Genomic DNA, 17066 nt, shown 5'->3' on the forward strand with positions numbered 1-17066 from the left:
CCCTGCTGATACTCGAACATGGCTAGCGGCCAGTCCGCAGGCCCGCATCGCCGGTCATCGGACCGAAGTCAGATCTTTACGAAAAACACTGGCGTGGACGATCCAGGCATCAGCGATGCCAGGAGCGCCCCTCCATTGTCCAAAATAGAAGGCACACCTAAAATGAAGACCATCCTCCTCATCGCTTCGCCTCTCATTTTCCTTGCGGGCGCAGCACTGGCATCGTCCAGTGGCGGCGTCGTAGCCAAATACAATCACGACGTGCGTGTCATCACGCTCGAGAACGGCAGAAGCTACACGGTGCCGCGCGACGTCGCCTTGCCCCCGCTCCAGGCCGGCGACAACGTGTCGATTCAACTGAACGACGAAGGAGACCGCGTGACTGCCGTGCTGAAGTAGTCGACTCGCACGTCCACGACGACAAGCGCCACGGGACCTCCGACCCGTGGCGTATCGTTCGCCGAGGTTCCATTCCGCTTTCACCGGGTGAGCTTCCCGATGCTCGTAGCGCGCATAGACGGCGGGTCAAACTGTCTCTGTTGCATTTGAAAATCTGCGCGCGGCCAACGCGAAAGCCGCATAAGATATCTTATGGAACCAATTTCGAGCTGTTCTCATGTGGGCTCGATTCTTGCCGAAATCCATCTTGTCGGTCGCTCAATGCCCGCATTCGAGTTTTGACGTCGAGATCAGCATGCTGGGCTCGTATCAATTTTAGTTTCAGCCGATATTTCGATTAAGCGTCTGATTAAAAATAGTTTTTATCTACATCATCAAATTTCAAAAGGGCGAACTCCGGTCAACCCGCCTCAGATATTAACCATTCGTTAACCATTTCCTCGCTACACCGAAGCAACCGAAAATTAACCAAGATGACCGAAGTGTTAACTCAACCCCGGCCGATCCGCCTCAAGGGGCGATCCTTCCTTGCGCTCGCACTTACCCCGGAACTCCCTTTCGAGGACTGGCTGGCGCGCCTCGACGATCTGGCCGCCCGCTCGGCCGGATTTTTCCTGCGACGCCCGATCGTCCTCGACGTGGGCGGGCTACCCATCGATCGCTTGCAGATTCGCGAACTCGTCGACCAACTCGGCAGACGCAATGTGCGGATCATGGGCATTGAAGGCGCGATGCCCTCATTGCTCGGCTCGGACATGCCACCGGCGATGAGCGACGGACGCCCGGCCTCGGACTTCGAAGCGCCGGTCGCGCATGAGGACGACGAAGCCGGCACCACCGAACACGTCGTGCCTTCCGACCCGCAGCCGGCCAAGGCCACGCCTTCGATCGTCGTTACCCAGCCGGTGCGCTCGGGGCAGTCGCTCTTCTTCCCCGAAGGCGATGTGACCATTGTCGGATCGGTTGCATCCGGCGCCGAGGTCGTTGCCGGCGGATCGATCCACATCTACGGCACGCTGCGGGGACGGGCGATGGCCGGCACGACGGGCAACGCCTCCGCGCGCATCTTTTGCCGCAAGCTGGAAGCCGAACTCATCGCCATCGACGGCTTCTACAAGACAGCCGAGGACATGGAGCCCAATCTGCGCGGGAAGGCCGTCCAGATCTGGCTCGAAGGCGACGCAATCAAGGCGGCAACCCTCGGCTGAGCCGAAGGCGTGCCCAATCGAATAAACAGGAGAGAGGTCTATGGGCAAAGTGGTCGTGGTCACTTCGGGTAAAGGCGGCGTCGGCAAGACGACGTCTTCCGCCGCACTGGGCGCGGCCCTCGCGCAAAGCGGCGACAAGGTCGTGGTCGTGGACTTCGACGTAGGCCTGCGCAATCTCGACCTCGTCATGGGCGCCGAAAGACGGGTGGTCTACGACCTCGTCAACGTGATCCAGGGCGAAGCCAAGCTGGCGCAAGCGCTGATCCGCGACAAGCGGCTGGAGACGCTCTACCTGCTGGCAGCCTCGCAGACACGCGACAAGGACAACCTCACGCCGGAAGGTGTCGAGAAGGTCATCGCCGCGCTGAAAAAGACTTTCGACTGGGTCATCTGCGACAGCCCGGCTGGCATCGAGCGCGGCGCGACGCTTGCCATGCGCCATGCGGATGTGGCCATCGTCGTGACCAATCCGGAAGTTTCTTCGGTGCGCGATTCCGATCGCATCATCGGCCTGCTCGATTCCAAGACGCTCAAGGCAGAGAATGGCGAGCGCATGGAAAAGCACCTGCTTCTCACCCGCTACGACCCGGCTCGCGCCGAGCGCGGCGACATGCTGAAGGTGGACGACGTCCTCGAGATCCTGTCGATCCCGCTGCTCGGCATCATACCGGAAAGCATGGACGTGCTGCGCGCATCCAATGTCGGCTCCCCCGTCACCCTGGCGGATGGCCGCAGCGCGCCGGCGGTCGCCTATTTCAATGCCGCGCGCCGGCTCAAGGGCGAGGACCTGCCAGTCACCATCCCGGGCGAAAAGCGGGGTTTCTTCGGCAAGATCTTCGGAAGGAAAGCGGCATGAAATTCTTCCAGCTCTTTTCCCGCCCCCAGTCGGCCCCCGCCGCGCGCGAGCGCCTGCAGGTGCTGTTGGCCCACGAGCGTGCTTCGGCAGGCGATTCGGACCTCGTTGCCAAATTGCGCGACGAAATCCTGCGCGCTATCTCCAAGCACATGCAGATCGACGACGACAAAGTCAGCGTCAAGATGGAGCGCGGCGCGAAGGTCTCGACGCTCGCCGTCGACATCGAGATCCCGTTCGACGCAGGCAAGAAGGCGGCCTGACGGCCGCCACCCGCCAGCTCGCCGTACGTCCCGCAGGGTTCGTTTGGGATGCTCTCAACGACCACTCCCTGCCAGCAAAGGAGGGAAATCATGACCCGACTCGCACTTCTGGAAAGGCTGAAGGAGGTCCAGCAGATGCCCAAGCATCAGGGACGCGACATCACCACCATCAGCGCGGTCCTTTCGAACCAGGCGCTGGCCAGGCATTTGGAACTCTGCGAGGAAGCTGCAGGCGCCACGCCGCGGTTCGCAGCAAAAGCCGGCAGTGCGGCCGGGCAGCCGCACACCGGCAGGGATTGAAGCGACCGCCCTATTGGCATGTCGCGTGCGGCGCAGGCCCGCCAACCAAATCCGGTCGGATCGGCGCCGCTGGGGCGTTCAGGCGCCCAGACTGTAAGGCGCCGATGTCGCGGCCCCACCCAGCACCAGAACACCAAGCGTTGGGAAGCGCGGTGTCCAGATCAGGATCGCTGCCAACGTGATCGCGATCGCTGCTGCCAAAAGGCCGCGGCCCGAAAGTGAGCGGGCCCCAATCCCAGCAGTCATCGCTCAATCGGCAGCGCTAGTTCTCCCACTAACGAGCGCTGTCCAGTAGCGAACGCCATGGATGATCGCGTCGTCGTTAAAATCATAGGCCGGATTGTGAAGCCCGGCCGAATCGCCGTTGCCCAGCCAGATGATCGCCCCAGGTCGCTTCTCGAGCATGTAGGAGAAGTCCTCGGCGCCCATCGTGCACTGGCAGTTGCCGTTGACCTTGTCCGCGCCGGCAACGTCGGAAGCGACCGAAATCGCGGCCTTCGTCATCTCCGGATCGTTGACGGTGACCGGATAGCCGGGCCGCCAGTCGATTTCCGCCTGAGCCTCGAAGAGGCGCGCGGTGTTGGCGACGATGTCCCTGAAGCGCTGCTCGACGGCCTTACGCGTCCTGGCGTCGATCGTCCTGATCGTGCCGCCGACGACGGCCTGCTCCGGGATGACGTTCAGTGCCGCCGCACTGCCGCCGGCGAGATAGGTCACCGAGACCACGACGGGGTCGAAGGGATCCACGTTGCGCGAGGCGATCGACTGCAGCGCCGTCACCAGATGCGCGCTTATCAGGATAGGGTCGCGCGATTCATGCGGCGAAGCGGCATGCGAGCCCTTGCCGTTCAGCGTGACCACGAAGCGGTCTGCCGCTGCCAGCATCGGACCCGGCCGAATGGCGAAGGAACCGACAGGCAGGCCCGGCTCGTTGTGCATGCCGAACACCTCCTCGATGCCGAAACGTTCGAGCAGCCCCTCTTCCAGCATCACGCGCCCGCCGGCGCCGCCCTCCTCGGCCGGCTGGAAAATGAGCACGGCCGTGCCGGCGAAGTCCCTCGTCGAGGCAAGGTGACGCGCAGCGCCGAGCAGCATCGCCGTGTGGCCGTCATGGCCGCACGCATGCATCTTGCCCGGTGTTTTGGAAGCATGGGCCAGATTGGTCTGCTCGGCTATCGGCAGCGCGTCCATGTCGGCCCGTAGGCCGATGGTGCGACCGGCACCCGCCTTTCCCTTCACCACCGCGACGACGCCCGACGTCGCAATGCCGGTGACGACCTCGTCACAGCCGAACGACCTCAGCTTGTCGGCGACGAAGGCCGACGTCGCAGGCAGGTCGAACAAGAGCTCGGGATGCTGGTGGAGGTGGCGGCGCCACTGCCCGGCTTCTTCCGCAATCGTCTCGATTGTCTCTTGTGCTGGCATGTCTTCCTCTTTCAGGCGGCTGGATTTGGAAGTGTCGGCGCGACGGTCAGTCGACCCGTGCCTCCGTTCACGTCTTCGACGCCCTAGGACGAAACGCTTGCCTTCACAAGACGCCAGTGCCACAGACGGGCAAAGCCAACAATGACGGTCCGCCATGCCTGTGATTGAACAGATCGCCCAGTTCGCCGACGATCTCACCGCGATACGCCAGGATTTCCACCAGCATCCTGAACTCGGATTCGAGGAGCATCGCACCTCCCAACGGGTGGCGGAACTGCTTGAAAGCTGGGGCGTCACCGTCGAGCGCAGCATCGGCGGAACCGGCCTGGTCGGCGTCATCGAGGGTATCAGGCCGGGGCGCAGCATTGGCTTACGCGCCGACATGGATGCCCTGCCGATGGATGAACTGACCAACCTGCCCTATGCGTCGAAGAACCCCGGCGTGTTTCATGGCTGCGGTCACGATGGCCACACCACCATGCTGCTCGGCGCCGCGCGCTATCTCGCCGGCAATCGCGATTTCGCAGGTCGTGCCGTGCTGATCTTCCAGCCGGCGGAGGAAGGCCTTGGCGGCGCGAGGGCCATGCTGCGCGACGGCCTGTTCGACCGCTTCCCCTGCGACGAGCTCTATGGAATGCACAATTCGCCCTACCAGGGGCACTCCCAGTTGACGATCCGGCCGGGCAAGGCGCAGGCCGGCGCCAGCTTCTTCGACATCACCCTTCATGGCCGTGGCAGTCATGGCGCGATGCCCCAGGCAAGCCGCGATCCGATCACCATCGGCTCAGGCCTGGTGAAGGAGATGCAGGAGATCGTCTCGCGCAACACCGATCCGACACATCCCGCCGTCGTTTCGGTCACGCAGTTCCATGCCGGCTCCGCCTACAACGTCATCCCGGAAACGGCGATCCTGCGCGGCACCTTCCGCTATTTCGACGACGCCGACGGCGTGATGATCGAAAACCGCATCCGCAAGCTCTGCGCCGGCTTCGCGCTCGCCCACGAAATCGAGATTGTGGCCGACATCCGCAACATCTTCGATGTCCTTTCGAACGATCCGGAGCGGGTGGGCAACCTCATCGAGGTGGCGCAGGAGATCGTCGGCGACAAGGCGCAACCGAATGCCGAACTGACTATGGGATCGGAGGACATGGCCGATCTCCTGCGCGTGGTTCCGGGTGCTTTCTTCAATCTGGGGCATGGCGGAACCGTTCCGCTGCACAATTCCGGATTCATTTTCGACGACACGATCCTGCCCGTCGGCGCCAGCCTTCTGGCCCGGCTCGTCGAGGTGCGCGGCGCCGCCTGAGGCGACTGCGCCCAATAAAATCAATTTCTTGATCTGAGGACTTCGCTCGATCCCGGCATCACTGCCGGGATTGGCGGAGCATTGCCTTTGCGATCCCCGATGCCGCCTGTCCGGTGGCATCGGGAAGTCGGCTCATTTTTTAACTTGACCGAATGAACAGACGAGAGCATTGGTTGCAGAAAGTGGAACCTGAGTTCCATTTAATGGAACGACTCGGAGGAGCAATGTCGGTCCTGAACAATGCCGCGGATGTGCTGAGGTGCTTCGGCAACGACTGTCCCGACCTCACGGTCTCGGACGTCGTGAGGCTGCTCGGCATGCCGAAGGCCAATGCGTCGCGCCTGTTGAAGGCGATGCGCGAAGCGAACATGCTGGAGACGATCGGCGACAGCCACCGGCATCGCCCTGGCCGCCTGATGCTCGACCTTGCCGCGGCCTACCGTCGTTCCTCGCTACTGATCGGCCGCGCCAGCGAAGTGGTCGCCGAAGCCAGCACCACCTTTGGCCATACCGGATACATCTCCGTGCGCGACGGCAAGGAAGTGACTGCCGTGGCCGACTTCCAGGGCACCAACGCACTGCGCGTCGTCAGCAACATCGGCCGGCGCCTGCCTGCCCATCTCAGCGCTACCGGCCGCTCGCTGCTGGCGCGACTTGGCGACGAGGCAGTCCATGCACTCTACACCGGACATGGCGTGCTGGCCGATCTCACCGAACAGCTCTCGAAGGTACGGCACCAAGGCTTCGCCTATTCGAGCCAGGAGGCGACACCTGGGGTGGACGCCATCGCGATATCGGTCGCCGACCCCCGCACCGACGAAGCCGTCAGCCTCTGCATCGTTTACCCCCACGCACTCGTGGACATCAAAGGCCGCGACGAGATGATCGCTGCCCTCGCCAAAGGTGCGGCCCGCATTGCCGAGGACCTTGGCGACAGCGCCTTCGTCGCACCCCGGATCTGAAGAAAAGGACATCATGTAATGAGTGATCTGCCCAACCGCTGGCGCGTCGGGTTCGACATTGGTGGGACCTTCACCGACTTCGTGCTTTATGACAGCCAGAACCACTCCGTAACGCTTCACAAGCGCCTGACCACGCCTCACGACCCCTCCCAGGCCGCACTTCTTGGCCTACAGGAGCTGCTTGCCCTGCAGAACATCACGCACCGGGATGTCGGCGAGATCGTTCACGGCACCACGCTGGTCACCAACGCCGTCATCGAGCGTAAGGGCGCGCCGGTCGGCCTCATCACGACACGCGGCTTCCGCGACCTGCTCGAAATGGGCACCGAGCAGCGCTACGACATCTACGACCTATTCGTTTCCTTCCCCGATCCCATGGTCAGGCGCGACCTGCGCCTCGAAGTCGATGAGCGCATGACGGCCGGCGGCGACGTGGAGATGCCCCTCGACGAAGCACAGGTTCTGCTGGCAGCGAAATCGCTAGTCGCGCAGGGCTGCGAGGCCATCGCGATTGCCTTCATCCATTCCTACGCAAACACCGCGCATGAACGCCGCGCCGCCGACATCATCCGCGCCGCCTTCCCTGATCTCTCGATCTCGATGTCGAGCGAGGTCGTGGCGGAAATGGGCGAATACCAGCGCACGGTCACGACCTGCGCCAATGCCTTCGTGCAGCCTTTGATGCACCGCTATCTCACCAAGCTGGAGAAGTCGCTGCGCAGCGCAGGCTTCACGGGCTCGCTGCGGCTCATGCATTCCGCCGGCGGCCTCATGTCCCTGGAAACCGCGCGAGACTTCCCGATCCGCCTGCTGGAAAGCGGCCCTGCGGGCGGCGGGCTCGCCACCGCGCTGTTCGGCCAGGCAGCCGGTCTTTCCGACGTCATTTCCTTCGACATGGGCGGCACGACCGCAAAGGCTTGCATGATCGAGAACGGCCGCGCCGAAATCTCGCCGATGATGGAGGCCGCGCGCGTCCACCGCTTCGTCAAGGGCTCGGGGCTGCCGATCAAGGCGCCAGTGATCGAAATGATCGAGATCGGCGCCGGCGGCGGCTCGATCGCCGCCATCGACGACGTCGGCCTCTTGAAGGTAGGCCCTCATTCCGCGAGCTCCGACCCGGGCCCGGCCTGCTATGGCATGGGCGGAAAGCAGCCGACGGTTACCGACGCCAACCTCACGCTTGGCTACTACGACCCAAACTTCTTCCTCGGCGGTCGCATGAAGCTCGACCTCGAGGCCGCCCGTGCAGCCATTGCGCGCGTGGCTGAGCCTCTGAACCTGACCATCGAAGAAGCTGCCCTCGGCATCCACAAGGTGGTCGTCGAGAGCATGGCCTCGGCGGCGCGCGTGCACCTGGTCGAGCGCGGCAAGGATCCGCGCGAATACTCCATGGTCGGTTTCGGCGGCGCCGGTCCGGCCCATGCGGTCGACGTGGCGCGCGCCATGGGCATCAGCTCCGTCCTGATCCCGCCGGCATCGGGTGCTGCATCGGCGCTCGGTTTCCTTGCGGCGCCCTTGTCCTTCGAGGGCGTGCGGTCGCTGCGTGTCGAGCTGAAATCAGGTTTTGACGCGGAAGCCGCCAATGGCGTGCTGACGGGCCTCGAAGACGAGGGACGTCACCAGCTTACCCGTTCGGGCATTGCGGCAGCCGATATCGTGGTCGAGCGCAGCGCCGACATGCGCCTTGTCGGCCAGATGCACGACATCAGCGTGCCGCTCCCCAACACCACGCTCGGCGAAGCCGACCTGCCCGCCATTCGCGAAGCATTCGTTCGTGCCTATTCCGCCCGCTATGCCGAGCCTTTCGAGGGCGCGCGCTTCGAATCCGTCAACTTCCGCGTTCGCGTCGCCGGCCCCACGCCGCAGCTTTCGCTGACCGGCGCCACCGGTGGCGGCGATACGGCAGCCCGGGTCAAGGGTCACCGCGTCTGCTGGTTCGACGAAGGCGAGTTCGAGACTGCGGTCTACGACCGCTACGCGCTGCGAACCGGCGACACGATCCCCGGCCCGGCAATCATCGAGGAGCGGGAATCCACCACCGTCGTCGGCCCGTCGGATAGCGTGACGATCGACGCCAGCCAGAATCTTTGCGTGCAGGTCGGCGCGCTCAAGGCCGCCGATGCGTTCGTCACTGCTGACATGACGAGGGCAGAAGCGGTGGCCCGCATCAAGGCCGACCCGATCGGCCTAGAGATCATGTGGTCGCGCCTCGTCAACGTCGTCGAGGAGATGTGGCTCACCGTGTGCCGGACCGCATTCTCGCTGGTCATCGCCGAGGCGCAGGACTTCGCCTGCGAGCTCCTCGACAAGGACGGCGAGACGCTGGCCCACAGCCCGCGCGCGATGCCGGTCTTCAACCTGACGCTTCCCCGCGCGGTCAAGGCGCTGCTGGCACGCTACCCCGCCGAGACGCTCAAGCCCGGCGACGTGCTGATCACCAACGACCCGTGGCTGTGCGCCGGTCATCTGTTCGACATCGCCATCGTCACACCGGCCTTCCGCAATGGCAAGCTGGTGGGCCTGATGGGCACTGTCGGCCACGTCTCGGATATCGGCGGCACCAAGGACTCGCTCCATGCCCGCGAGATCTACGAGGAAGGCCTGCAGATACCGCCGATGAAGATCTTCGAGGAGGGCAAGCCGAACGAGACGCTGATCCAGCTCATTCGCCAGAACGTCCGCAACGGCGACCAGGTCCTGGGCGACATCTTCTCCTTCGTCGCAGCCAACAAGCTCGGCGCGGAACGTCTCGATGCCTTCATGCACGACTATGGCATGCATGACCTGGGCGCGTTGGCCGAGGTCGTGCAGGGCTTGTCGGAAAAAGCCATGCGCGACGCCATCCGGGCGTTGCCCGACGGCGACTACCGCTCGGTCATCACCAACAACCCGCTCGGCGAAAAGATCACCTACCCGGTTCTGGTGAAGGTGGAAGGCGACAGCATCACCGTCGATTTCGACGGTGCCCCGCCGCAGCTGCCGCAGGGTGGCCTGAACTCGACGCTGAACTACACGGCGGCCCACGCGACCTATCCGCTGAAGTGCATGCTGACGCCGACGGTGCGCGGCAATGCCGGGTGCTATCGCCCGTTCACCGTGAGTGCGCCGGAAGGGTCGATCCTCAACCCGACCTATCCGGCAGCAGTGAACCTGCGCACGCGCACCGGCTGGTATCTCGCGCCGAACATCTTCGCGGCACTCGCCTCGGCCTCGCCGGACATGGTCCAGTCCTTCACCGGACTTGCTGTGGCCGCGAATGTCTACGGCCAGACCAAGGACGGGCAGTTCTACTCGGACATGCTCTTCTGCGGCGGCGGTCAGGGTGGCTCCGAGCGCGGCGACGGCCATTCCTCCCTGCTCTGGCCGACATCGGCGGCCAACACCTCCATCGAGCTGATGGAAAGCCGCGTGCCGGTGCTGGTGCTGGAGAAGGCATTCCTTCCCGACAGCGGCGGCTCCGGCAAGATGCGAGGCGGGCTCGGTCAGGTCTTGCGCTTCCGCAAGCGTGACGAGGACGGCCTGGAGATGCTCGTATCCGTCTACCCAGAAGGCGTCGACAATCCGATCGATGGCCTGTTCGGCGGACAGGCCGGCGGTGGGGCTCGCGGACGCGTTCTCTCAACGGATGGCCGCGTGCTGCGCGATTGCGGCACGGGCGAGCTGGTTTCGCTGCACCGCACCGACCAGGTGGTGGAACTCGTCCTTGCCGGCGGCTCCGGTTACGGCAATTCGGCAGAACGCGATCCCGCGGCGATCACCCGTGATCTCGCACTTGGTTTCGTGACGCCGGACCATGTGGCGCTCAACTACCGCAAGGAGCCCGGAACTCCCGGTTCCGCCGCGCTTCAGGACAACAAGGCCTGGGCGTAAGTCCGAGCCAACAAGGCGGCGCCCGGCCGATCAGGCGCCGCCCCATTTTGCAATGACGACCAGACATCCGACATGGAGCAATGCAATGACTGACCATCTCAATATCTCGCGGCGCGGCCTGCTGGCCCTGGCCGGCGTTGGCCTCGCCACCACCGTTTTCCCCCGCGCACTCTTCGCGCAGTCGGGCGGCGTCCTGATCATCGCCGCCGGCCAGGACATCCCCAATTTCGACCCGCACACCGCAACCGGCTATTCGGCGTCCTTCTTCATGCGCAACGTCTACGACCCGCTGGTGCGCATCTCGGGCAATCCGCCCGTGCCCACCCCGGGAATTGCCGAGAGCTGGACGGTCAGCCCCGACGGAACGGAGTACACCTTCGTCCTGAACAAGGCCGCGAAGTTCCATTCCGGCAATGCCGTGACGGCCGACGACGTCGTCTATTCCTTCGGCCGCGCGCTGAAGCTGGCGAAGGGCAATTCGTGGATGATCCGCGACATCGTCTCCGCCGAAGGCGTGACGGCGCCCGACGCCGGCACGGTGAAATTCAAGCTCGCAACGCCGTTCGCGCCGTTCCTGCAGGTCCTGCCGTGGATCTTCATCGTCGAGAAGGCGGTGGTCGAAGCCAATCTCGGCAGCGACTCCGGCGAGACCTATCTAATGACCAATACTGCCGGTTCGGGCCCGTTCGCAGTCGCCCGCTTCGAGGTCGGCACGCTCTACCAACTGGCCCGTGCACCCGAGGCGTGGCAGGCCGGCGGCGGCAATCTCGAAGGCGTCATCTGGCAGATCGCGCGTGAAACCGCGACGCAGCGGCTGTTGATCCAGCGCGGCGAAGCCCATCTCGCGACCGATCTTACCAGCGAGGACATGGACGCCCTGAAGGATGCGCCCGGCGTTGTCAGCATCATCGAGCCGGAATACCGCACCTTCTCGATCAAGATGAACACGCAGCAGGGTCCCTGTGCCGACATCAACCTGCGCAAGGCGATCTCCTATGCCACGAACTATCAGGCGGTCCTCGACGCCGCGGGTTATGCCGACCTGATGACCGGCCCGCTGCCGAACGGCATCCTAGGCTTCAATCCCGATCTCGTCGCCTATCGTACCGATCTCGCCAAGGCGAAGGAGTACATGGCGAAGTCGGCAAAGCCGGAAGGCGGCTTCAAGCTCAAGATGTACCACGTCTCGGGCCTCGAGCAGCAGCGCCGCTGGGCGCTCATCATGCTCGACAGCCTCAAGCAGCTGAACATCGACCTTGAGATCGTGCCGATGAACTGGCCCGACATGGTGACCGCCTGCAAGTCGCCCGAAACCTTCCCGGACCTGTTCCCGGTCTACCAGACGGCGAACTACGGCGACCCGGACAATATCGCCTATGCAGCCTACCACTCGTCGCGCAACGGCGCCTGGCAGAACGCCGTCTACAACAACCCGGAAGTCGATGCCCTGATCGAAGCCGGGCGCAAGGAGATCGATCCGGCCAAGCGCGTGGCGATCTACGGCGAGTTCCAGAAGAAGGTTGTCGACGACGCGCCCGACGTCTTCGGCGTGGTGGAACGCCGCAAGCTTGCCATGCGTGACGCCGTCAAGGGCTACAGCTTCACCCCGGTCGCCTCCAACGCGATCGAGGCGTGGGGCCTGTCGCTCGGCTAAGTCGAATCTTTGGCGGGCCTCCGGGCCCGCCAAAGCCCCAAACAGAGGACATCGGCAATGCTGCGTTTCATCCTGCGGCGACTCCTGCTGCTCATACCGGTCATCATCGGGCTGACGATCATCATGTTCGCCATCGCTCGGCTTCTTCCGGGTGATCCGGTGGCGCTCGCCGCGGGTCCGAACGCAACCCAGGCCGAGATCGCGGCGCTGGCGGTGGAATACGGCCTCGATAAACCGGTCTGGACGCAGTATGCGAACTATGTGTCGGGCCTCGCCCATGGCGACTTCGGCACGTCGCTCCTCACACGACGTCCCGTCGCGACCGACATCGCCGCCTACCTTCCTGCCACGCTCGAACTCGTTTTCGCCGCGATGATCATCGCCGTGGCGGTCGGCATTCCGCTCGGCCTCGTCACCGCAGTGTGGCGCAACCGCTGGCCGGACTATCTCGCCCAGGTGGGCGCGATCGGCGCGATCTCCATGCCGCGCTTCTTCCTCGGGCTGCTGCTGCAGCTCTGCTTTGCCATGTGGCTGATGTGGCTGCCGCTGGGCGGCCGCCTGCCGATCGTCGTCATCCCTCCGCCCAGCGTGACCGGATTCCTGACGATCGACTCGTTGATCGCGGGCAACTGGACGGCATTCACCATGTCGCTGCGCCACCTCGCGCTTCCGGCCATCGCCATGTCGCTCTCGCCGCTTGCCACCATTATGCGCATGATGCGCTCCTCGACGATCGAGGTGATGCAGCAGGACTATGTGATGACCGCACGCGCGCTCGGCCTGCCATCCAGGAAGATCATCACCAAATACGTCGCCCGCAACGCGGTCTCGGCGACGCTGACCGTGATCGGACTGTATTTTGGCTGGCTCCTCGGCGGCACGGTGCTGGTCGAGACCGTGTTCGACTGGCCCGGCCTCGGGCTCTACGCCACCAAGGCCATCGTGTCGCAGGACATGATGCCGGTGATCGGCGTGGCACTGGTCATCGGCCTGCTCTTCGTCTTCGCCAATCTCATCATCGACGTGCTCTACGGCGTCATCAACCCCAAGGTCCGCTACTCATGACCACGATGGAGCAGAACACCGCGGACCATCCTGGTACGCCTCGTCGCGACAGGCTGCGCCGCGCCTTCTTCCGCTTTTCGCAGAGCAAGCTGTCGATGCTCGGCGCGGTCATGGTCGCGGCAGTGATCTTCTTCACCATTTTTGGCACCGTGCTCGCCCCCTATCCCGCCCACGTCGCAGGCGGCGTCGATACCGCCTCGCGCTTCCTGGCGCCATCAGCGGCCCATCCCTTCGGAACCAACGAGCTGGGCCAGGACGTGCTGTCGCTGGTCATGGCCGGCACCAGCGTGTCGGTGCTGGCGGGCCTTGGCGTTGTGCTGATCGGCTCGGCCATCGGCACGCTCGTCGGCGCCATCGCCGGCTTCGCCCGCGGCTGGGTCGACGAAGTGCTGATGCGGCTGACCGACCTCACGCTGACCATACCCGGGCTGATCCTTGCCATGGCCATCGCCGCGGCCCTCGGGGCGGGCTTCGGCAACATGGTCATCGCCATCGCCCTGTCGTGGTGGCCCGGCTATGCGCGGCTTGTGCGCGGCGAGGTGCTGGCTGCGCGCGAAGAAGTCTATGTTACCGCGGCACGCGCGCTCGGCGCCACGCCCAAGCGCATCCTCTTCCGCCATATCCTGCCCAACGTCGTGTCGCCGATCATCGTCAAGATGTCCCTCGACATGGGCTTCGCCATCCTCACCGTGGCGGGCCTCGGCTTCATCGGCATCGGCGTCCGCCCGCCCACGCCGGAATGGGGCACGCTGCTTTCGGTCTCGCGCTCCTACATGCCCGACTACTGGTGGACGGCCATGGCCCCGGGCATGGCGATGTTCCTGGCGGTATTCGGCTTCAATCTTCTCGGCGACGGCCTGCGTGACGTGCTCGATCCGAAAGCGAGGCGCTGAGATGACCGCACCTCTGCTTTCGATCCAAAACCTCCACCTCAAGATGTCGAGCTTCGACGGCCGGGCACATGTCCTGAACGGCATCAACCTGACCGTGAACCGGGGCGAGATCTGGGGCCTAGTCGGGGAAAGCGGCTGCGGGAAATCGCTGACCGGCCTTTCGATCTCGCGCCTGCAGCCGACGCCGCCGGCGCACTACGTCGCAGGTGAGATCCTGCTCGAGGGGCAGGACCTTCTCAAGCTCAGCCAGGCCCAGATGCAGCGCCTGCGCGGCAAGCGCATCGGCATGATCTTCCAGGACCCGACGACCAACCTGAACCCGGCCTTCCGCATCGGCGAACAACTCGTCGACGTGGCGCTGGCCGCGGCGGAGCATGATGCCGGCGTACTCGATTGCCCGCCCAATGCCGGCCGGCGGGCGCGCCGCATCGCCGCGCGCAAGCTGGCCGGCGACATGCTGGCACGTGTCGGCATTCCCAATGCGCAGGCGAGGCTCGACAGCTATCCGCACCAGTTCTCCGGCGGCATGCGCCAGCGCGTGCTGATCGCCATGGCCCTGATCGGCCGGCCTGACCTCCTCATCGCCGACGAACCGACGACGGCACTCGATGTCTCGGTCCAGGCCCAGATCCTCGAGCTCATCAAGAACAGCGTCAACGACTTCGACATGGGCGTCGTGCTGATCACACACAATCTCGGCGTCGTCGCCCAGACGTGCAGCCATGTTGCGGTGATGTATGCTGGAAACATCGTCGAAAGCGGCCCGGTCGCGGCTGTGATCGGCAGTCCCGTTCATCCCTATACGCGCGCGCTGATGTCGGCGATCCCGACCCGGGAAACCAAGCGTGGCATGCTGCGCGGGCTGGCGGGTTCGGTGCCGAACCTCATCGTGCCGCCACCGGGCTGCCGTTTTGCCCCGCGCTGCCAGTTTGCCTTGCCCGCCTGCACCGCGGCCATGCCGGCGGCGGTTCCCGTCGGCAACGACCACGCAGTTGCCTGCATTCGCGTGGCCGAGATGGAGGCGCTTGTCCATGGCTGAGATCATGCTTGAAATCGACAACGTCTCTAAGATCTACCCCGGCCGTCGCGGCATTTTTGGTGCATCGCCCGAAGTCCATGCGTTGAAGAACGTCTCGCTCAGCGTGCGCAAGGGCGAAAGCTTCGGCCTCGTCGGCGAAAGCGGCTCGGGAAAGACGACCCTCACCCGCTCCATCCTGCATCTTGAAACGCCGACCTCTGGCAGCATCCGTGTGCAGGGCCAGGATTTGGGCAAGCTCTCCGATGTCGAGTTGCGGCGGCTGCGCGCGCGCGTCCAGATCGTATTCCAGGATCCCTATGCCTCGCTCAATCCGCGCATGTCGGTGCACGACATCGTGACCGAGCCGCTGCTGATCCACCACGAAACGCTTGGCCTGACCCGCAAGCAGCGCAGCGACCGCGCCGCCGAGCTGCTTTCGCTGGTCGGCATGGGCCCGCAGCATCTTCACCGCTATCCGCATGAATTCTCCGGCGGCCAGCGCCAGCGCATCTGCATCGCGCGTGCGCTTGCCTCCGGACCCGAGTTGCTGCTCCTGGATGAGCCAACTTCGGCGCTCGACGTCTCGGTACAGGCGCAGGTCCTGAACCTGCTGTGCGACCTGCAGGATCGCCTCGGGCTGACCTATTTCTTCATCAGCCACGATCTGGCGGTGGTGCGTTACCTCTGCGACCGTGTGGCGCTGATCAATCGCGGTGAAATCGTCGAACAGGGCGATTGCTCCGACATTTTCGACGCTCCGAAAAGCGAATATGCCCGCATGCTGATCGGCGCGATGCCGGAGGTGAAAGTGCCGGCAAATACCGGCCGCGGCGGCTAGCTAGCGCGGGCGGGCGGTGTCGTTGGTACCCTCGGCGTCCGGCGCCAGGCCGTAGCTCATGCGGCGCATCTGCTCGATGACCCGCGCCATCTCCTCGTCGGGCAGGATCGGCGGCTCGCCGAGCGTCAAGGCCTGAACATACATGCGCGACAGTGTCTCGACTTCGATCGCCAGCCACAGGGCGTGTTCGAGATTGGTGCCAAGCGAGATCTGGCCGTGCTGGCCGAGAAGGCAGGCGAGCCGGTCCTTGAGCGCAATAAGCGCGTTGTCAGACAATGCCTGGGTGCCAAAGGTGGCATAGGCGGCGCAGCGGATGGTGGTGCCGCCTGCGACGCCAGTCATGTAGTGGAAGGAAGGAATGGTCTTGTGGTGACAGGCGAGCGTCGTCGCATAGACCGAGTGGCAATGAAGCACGACGCTGATGTCCTCGCGTGCCTTCAGGATATCTCGGTGGAACCGCCACTCCGAAGACGGGCGGCGACCGACGTAGGTGCCGTCGAAATCCATCTCGACAATGTCGTCGGGGCCCATGATGTCGTAGGGCATGCCCGACGGCGTGATCAAGAAGCCTTTGCTTGAGCGCACCGACAGATTGCCAGCCGTGCCCTGGTTGATGCCGCTCGAATTCATGCGCCGGCAGATCGACACCATTTCGTCGCGCAATGCCTTGTCAGTCATGGTCTACTCCAGATGAAAAACCTTGCGCAGCGGCACGACCAGAGGCTCGTTGCCGTCGTTGTACTGCATGATGTCGGCCATGAAGTCCCACCAGCGGCGGTTGACCTCGGTTTGCGGTAGTGCGTCCATCGTGTGGTCGTCGGCGCGGACCAGCGTCGCGAATAGATAGTTGGTCTCGGGATCGAGCCAGATCGTGTAGTCCGACACCCCCGCCTCGCGAAGAGCGGTGCTGAGCTCCGGCCAGATCTCGTCGTGCCGCCTCTTGTACTCGGCGGCCTGGCCCGGGTTGAGGACCATGCGGAAGGCGATGCGCTCTGACATGTCAGGCCCT

General features: G+C 64.2%; 16 protein-coding genes. 13 read left to right on the plus strand and 3 right to left on the minus strand.

All coding sequences use genetic code 11. The features are described 5' to 3' along the window. Nucleotides 1–162: 162 nt before the first annotated feature. The 5 genes from GGQ99_RS20240 (at nucleotide 163) to GGQ99_RS20260 (ending at nucleotide 3023) form a co-directional block, all read left to right on the plus strand. The gene (locus tag GGQ99_RS20240) at nucleotides 163–399 is read left to right on the plus strand and encodes a DUF1344 domain-containing protein (RefSeq protein ID WP_183263929.1); all 237 of its coding nucleotides are present in this window, start codon (nucleotides 163–165) and stop codon (nucleotides 397–399) included. Nucleotides 400–872: 473 nt separating this feature from the next. Then, nucleotides 873–1607 carry a septum site-determining protein MinC gene (gene minC / locus GGQ99_RS20245; protein WP_183263930.1) on the plus strand — a complete coding sequence of 245 codons (735 nt, stop codon included), beginning with the start codon at nucleotides 873–875 and terminating at the stop codon, nucleotides 1605–1607. A 40-nt stretch (nucleotides 1608–1647) separates the two neighbouring features. Then, nucleotides 1648–2463 carry a septum site-determining protein MinD gene (minD, locus tag GGQ99_RS20250; protein ID WP_108610289.1) on the plus strand — a complete coding sequence of 272 codons (816 nt, stop codon included), beginning with the start codon at nucleotides 1648–1650 and terminating at the stop codon, nucleotides 2461–2463. Continuing rightward, nucleotides 2460–2723, plus strand: a complete 264-nt coding sequence (gene minE, locus GGQ99_RS20255) for a cell division topological specificity factor MinE (protein WP_108610288.1) — start codon at nucleotides 2460–2462, stop codon at nucleotides 2721–2723. Before minD ends, minE begins: the two co-directional genes overlap by 4 nt. A 90-nt stretch (nucleotides 2724–2813) precedes the next feature. Continuing rightward, nucleotides 2814–3023: a hypothetical protein gene (locus GGQ99_RS20260; protein WP_108610287.1), complete on the plus strand. Its 210-nt coding sequence runs from the start codon at nucleotides 2814–2816 to the stop codon at nucleotides 3021–3023. A 249-nt stretch (nucleotides 3024–3272) separates the two neighbouring features. Here GGQ99_RS20260 and GGQ99_RS20265 read toward each other — a convergent pair whose 3' ends face one another. After that, complete coding sequence (locus tag GGQ99_RS20265; RefSeq protein ID WP_183263931.1) at nucleotides 3273–4448, minus strand: M20 aminoacylase family protein; 1176 nt, start codon at nucleotides 4446–4448, stop codon at nucleotides 3273–3275. Nucleotides 4449–4602: 154 nt separating this feature from the next. On the opposite strand from GGQ99_RS20265, the gene GGQ99_RS20270 reads away from it, so the two are divergent. From GGQ99_RS20270 to GGQ99_RS20305, 8 genes are all read left to right on the plus strand, one after another. After that, nucleotides 4603–5757, plus strand: a complete 1155-nt coding sequence (locus GGQ99_RS20270) for a M20 aminoacylase family protein (protein WP_183263932.1) — start codon at nucleotides 4603–4605, stop codon at nucleotides 5755–5757. Nucleotides 5758–5981: 224 nt separating this feature from the next. Then, nucleotides 5982–6719: an IclR family transcriptional regulator gene (locus GGQ99_RS20275; RefSeq protein ID WP_108610284.1), complete on the plus strand. Its 738-nt coding sequence runs from the start codon at nucleotides 5982–5984 to the stop codon at nucleotides 6717–6719. Nucleotides 6720–6737: 18 nt separating this feature from the next. Next, on the plus strand, nucleotides 6738–10589 hold the full coding sequence (locus GGQ99_RS20280; protein WP_183263933.1) for a hydantoinase B/oxoprolinase family protein: 3852 nt from the start codon (nucleotides 6738–6740) through the stop codon (nucleotides 10587–10589). Between the two features lie 85 nt (nucleotides 10590–10674). Continuing rightward, nucleotides 10675–12243 carry an ABC transporter substrate-binding protein gene (locus GGQ99_RS20285; protein WP_183263934.1) on the plus strand — a complete coding sequence of 523 codons (1569 nt, stop codon included), beginning with the start codon at nucleotides 10675–10677 and terminating at the stop codon, nucleotides 12241–12243. Nucleotides 12244–12300: 57 nt separating this feature from the next. After that, nucleotides 12301–13308 carry an ABC transporter permease gene (locus tag GGQ99_RS20290; RefSeq protein ID WP_183263935.1) on the plus strand — a complete coding sequence of 336 codons (1008 nt, stop codon included), beginning with the start codon at nucleotides 12301–12303 and terminating at the stop codon, nucleotides 13306–13308. After that, a complete protein-coding gene (locus GGQ99_RS20295) occupies nucleotides 13305–14201 on the plus strand; it encodes an ABC transporter permease (RefSeq protein ID WP_183263936.1) in 897 nt (298 codons plus the stop codon). Before GGQ99_RS20290 ends, GGQ99_RS20295 begins: the two co-directional genes overlap by 4 nt. Before the next feature lies 1 nt (nucleotide 14202). Continuing rightward, nucleotides 14203–15240, plus strand: coding sequence for an ABC transporter ATP-binding protein (locus tag GGQ99_RS20300; protein ID WP_183263937.1), 1038 nt, complete (start codon nucleotides 14203–14205; stop codon nucleotides 15238–15240). After that, the gene (locus GGQ99_RS20305; protein ID WP_183263938.1) at nucleotides 15233–16057 is read left to right on the plus strand and encodes an ATP-binding cassette domain-containing protein; all 825 of its coding nucleotides are present in this window, start codon (nucleotides 15233–15235) and stop codon (nucleotides 16055–16057) included. The genes GGQ99_RS20300 and GGQ99_RS20305 overlap by 8 nt, the downstream gene beginning before the upstream one ends. Here GGQ99_RS20305 and GGQ99_RS20310 read toward each other — a convergent pair whose 3' ends face one another. Both GGQ99_RS20310 and rhaM read right to left on the minus strand, forming a co-directional pair. Then, nucleotides 16058–16735 carry a class II aldolase/adducin family protein gene (locus GGQ99_RS20310; RefSeq protein WP_183263939.1) on the minus strand — a complete coding sequence of 226 codons (678 nt, stop codon included), beginning with the start codon at nucleotides 16733–16735 and terminating at the stop codon, nucleotides 16058–16060. Between the two features lie 3 nt (nucleotides 16736–16738). Next, nucleotides 16739–17056 carry an L-rhamnose mutarotase gene (rhaM, locus tag GGQ99_RS20315; protein WP_183263940.1) on the minus strand — a complete coding sequence of 106 codons (318 nt, stop codon included), beginning with the start codon at nucleotides 17054–17056 and terminating at the stop codon, nucleotides 16739–16741. Between the last annotated feature and the right edge of the window lie 10 nt (nucleotides 17057–17066).

Origin of the sequence: Aminobacter niigataensis, assembly GCF_014200015.1 — a bacterium.
Taxonomy (GTDB): Bacteria; Pseudomonadota; Alphaproteobacteria; order Rhizobiales; family Rhizobiaceae; genus Aminobacter; species Aminobacter niigataensis.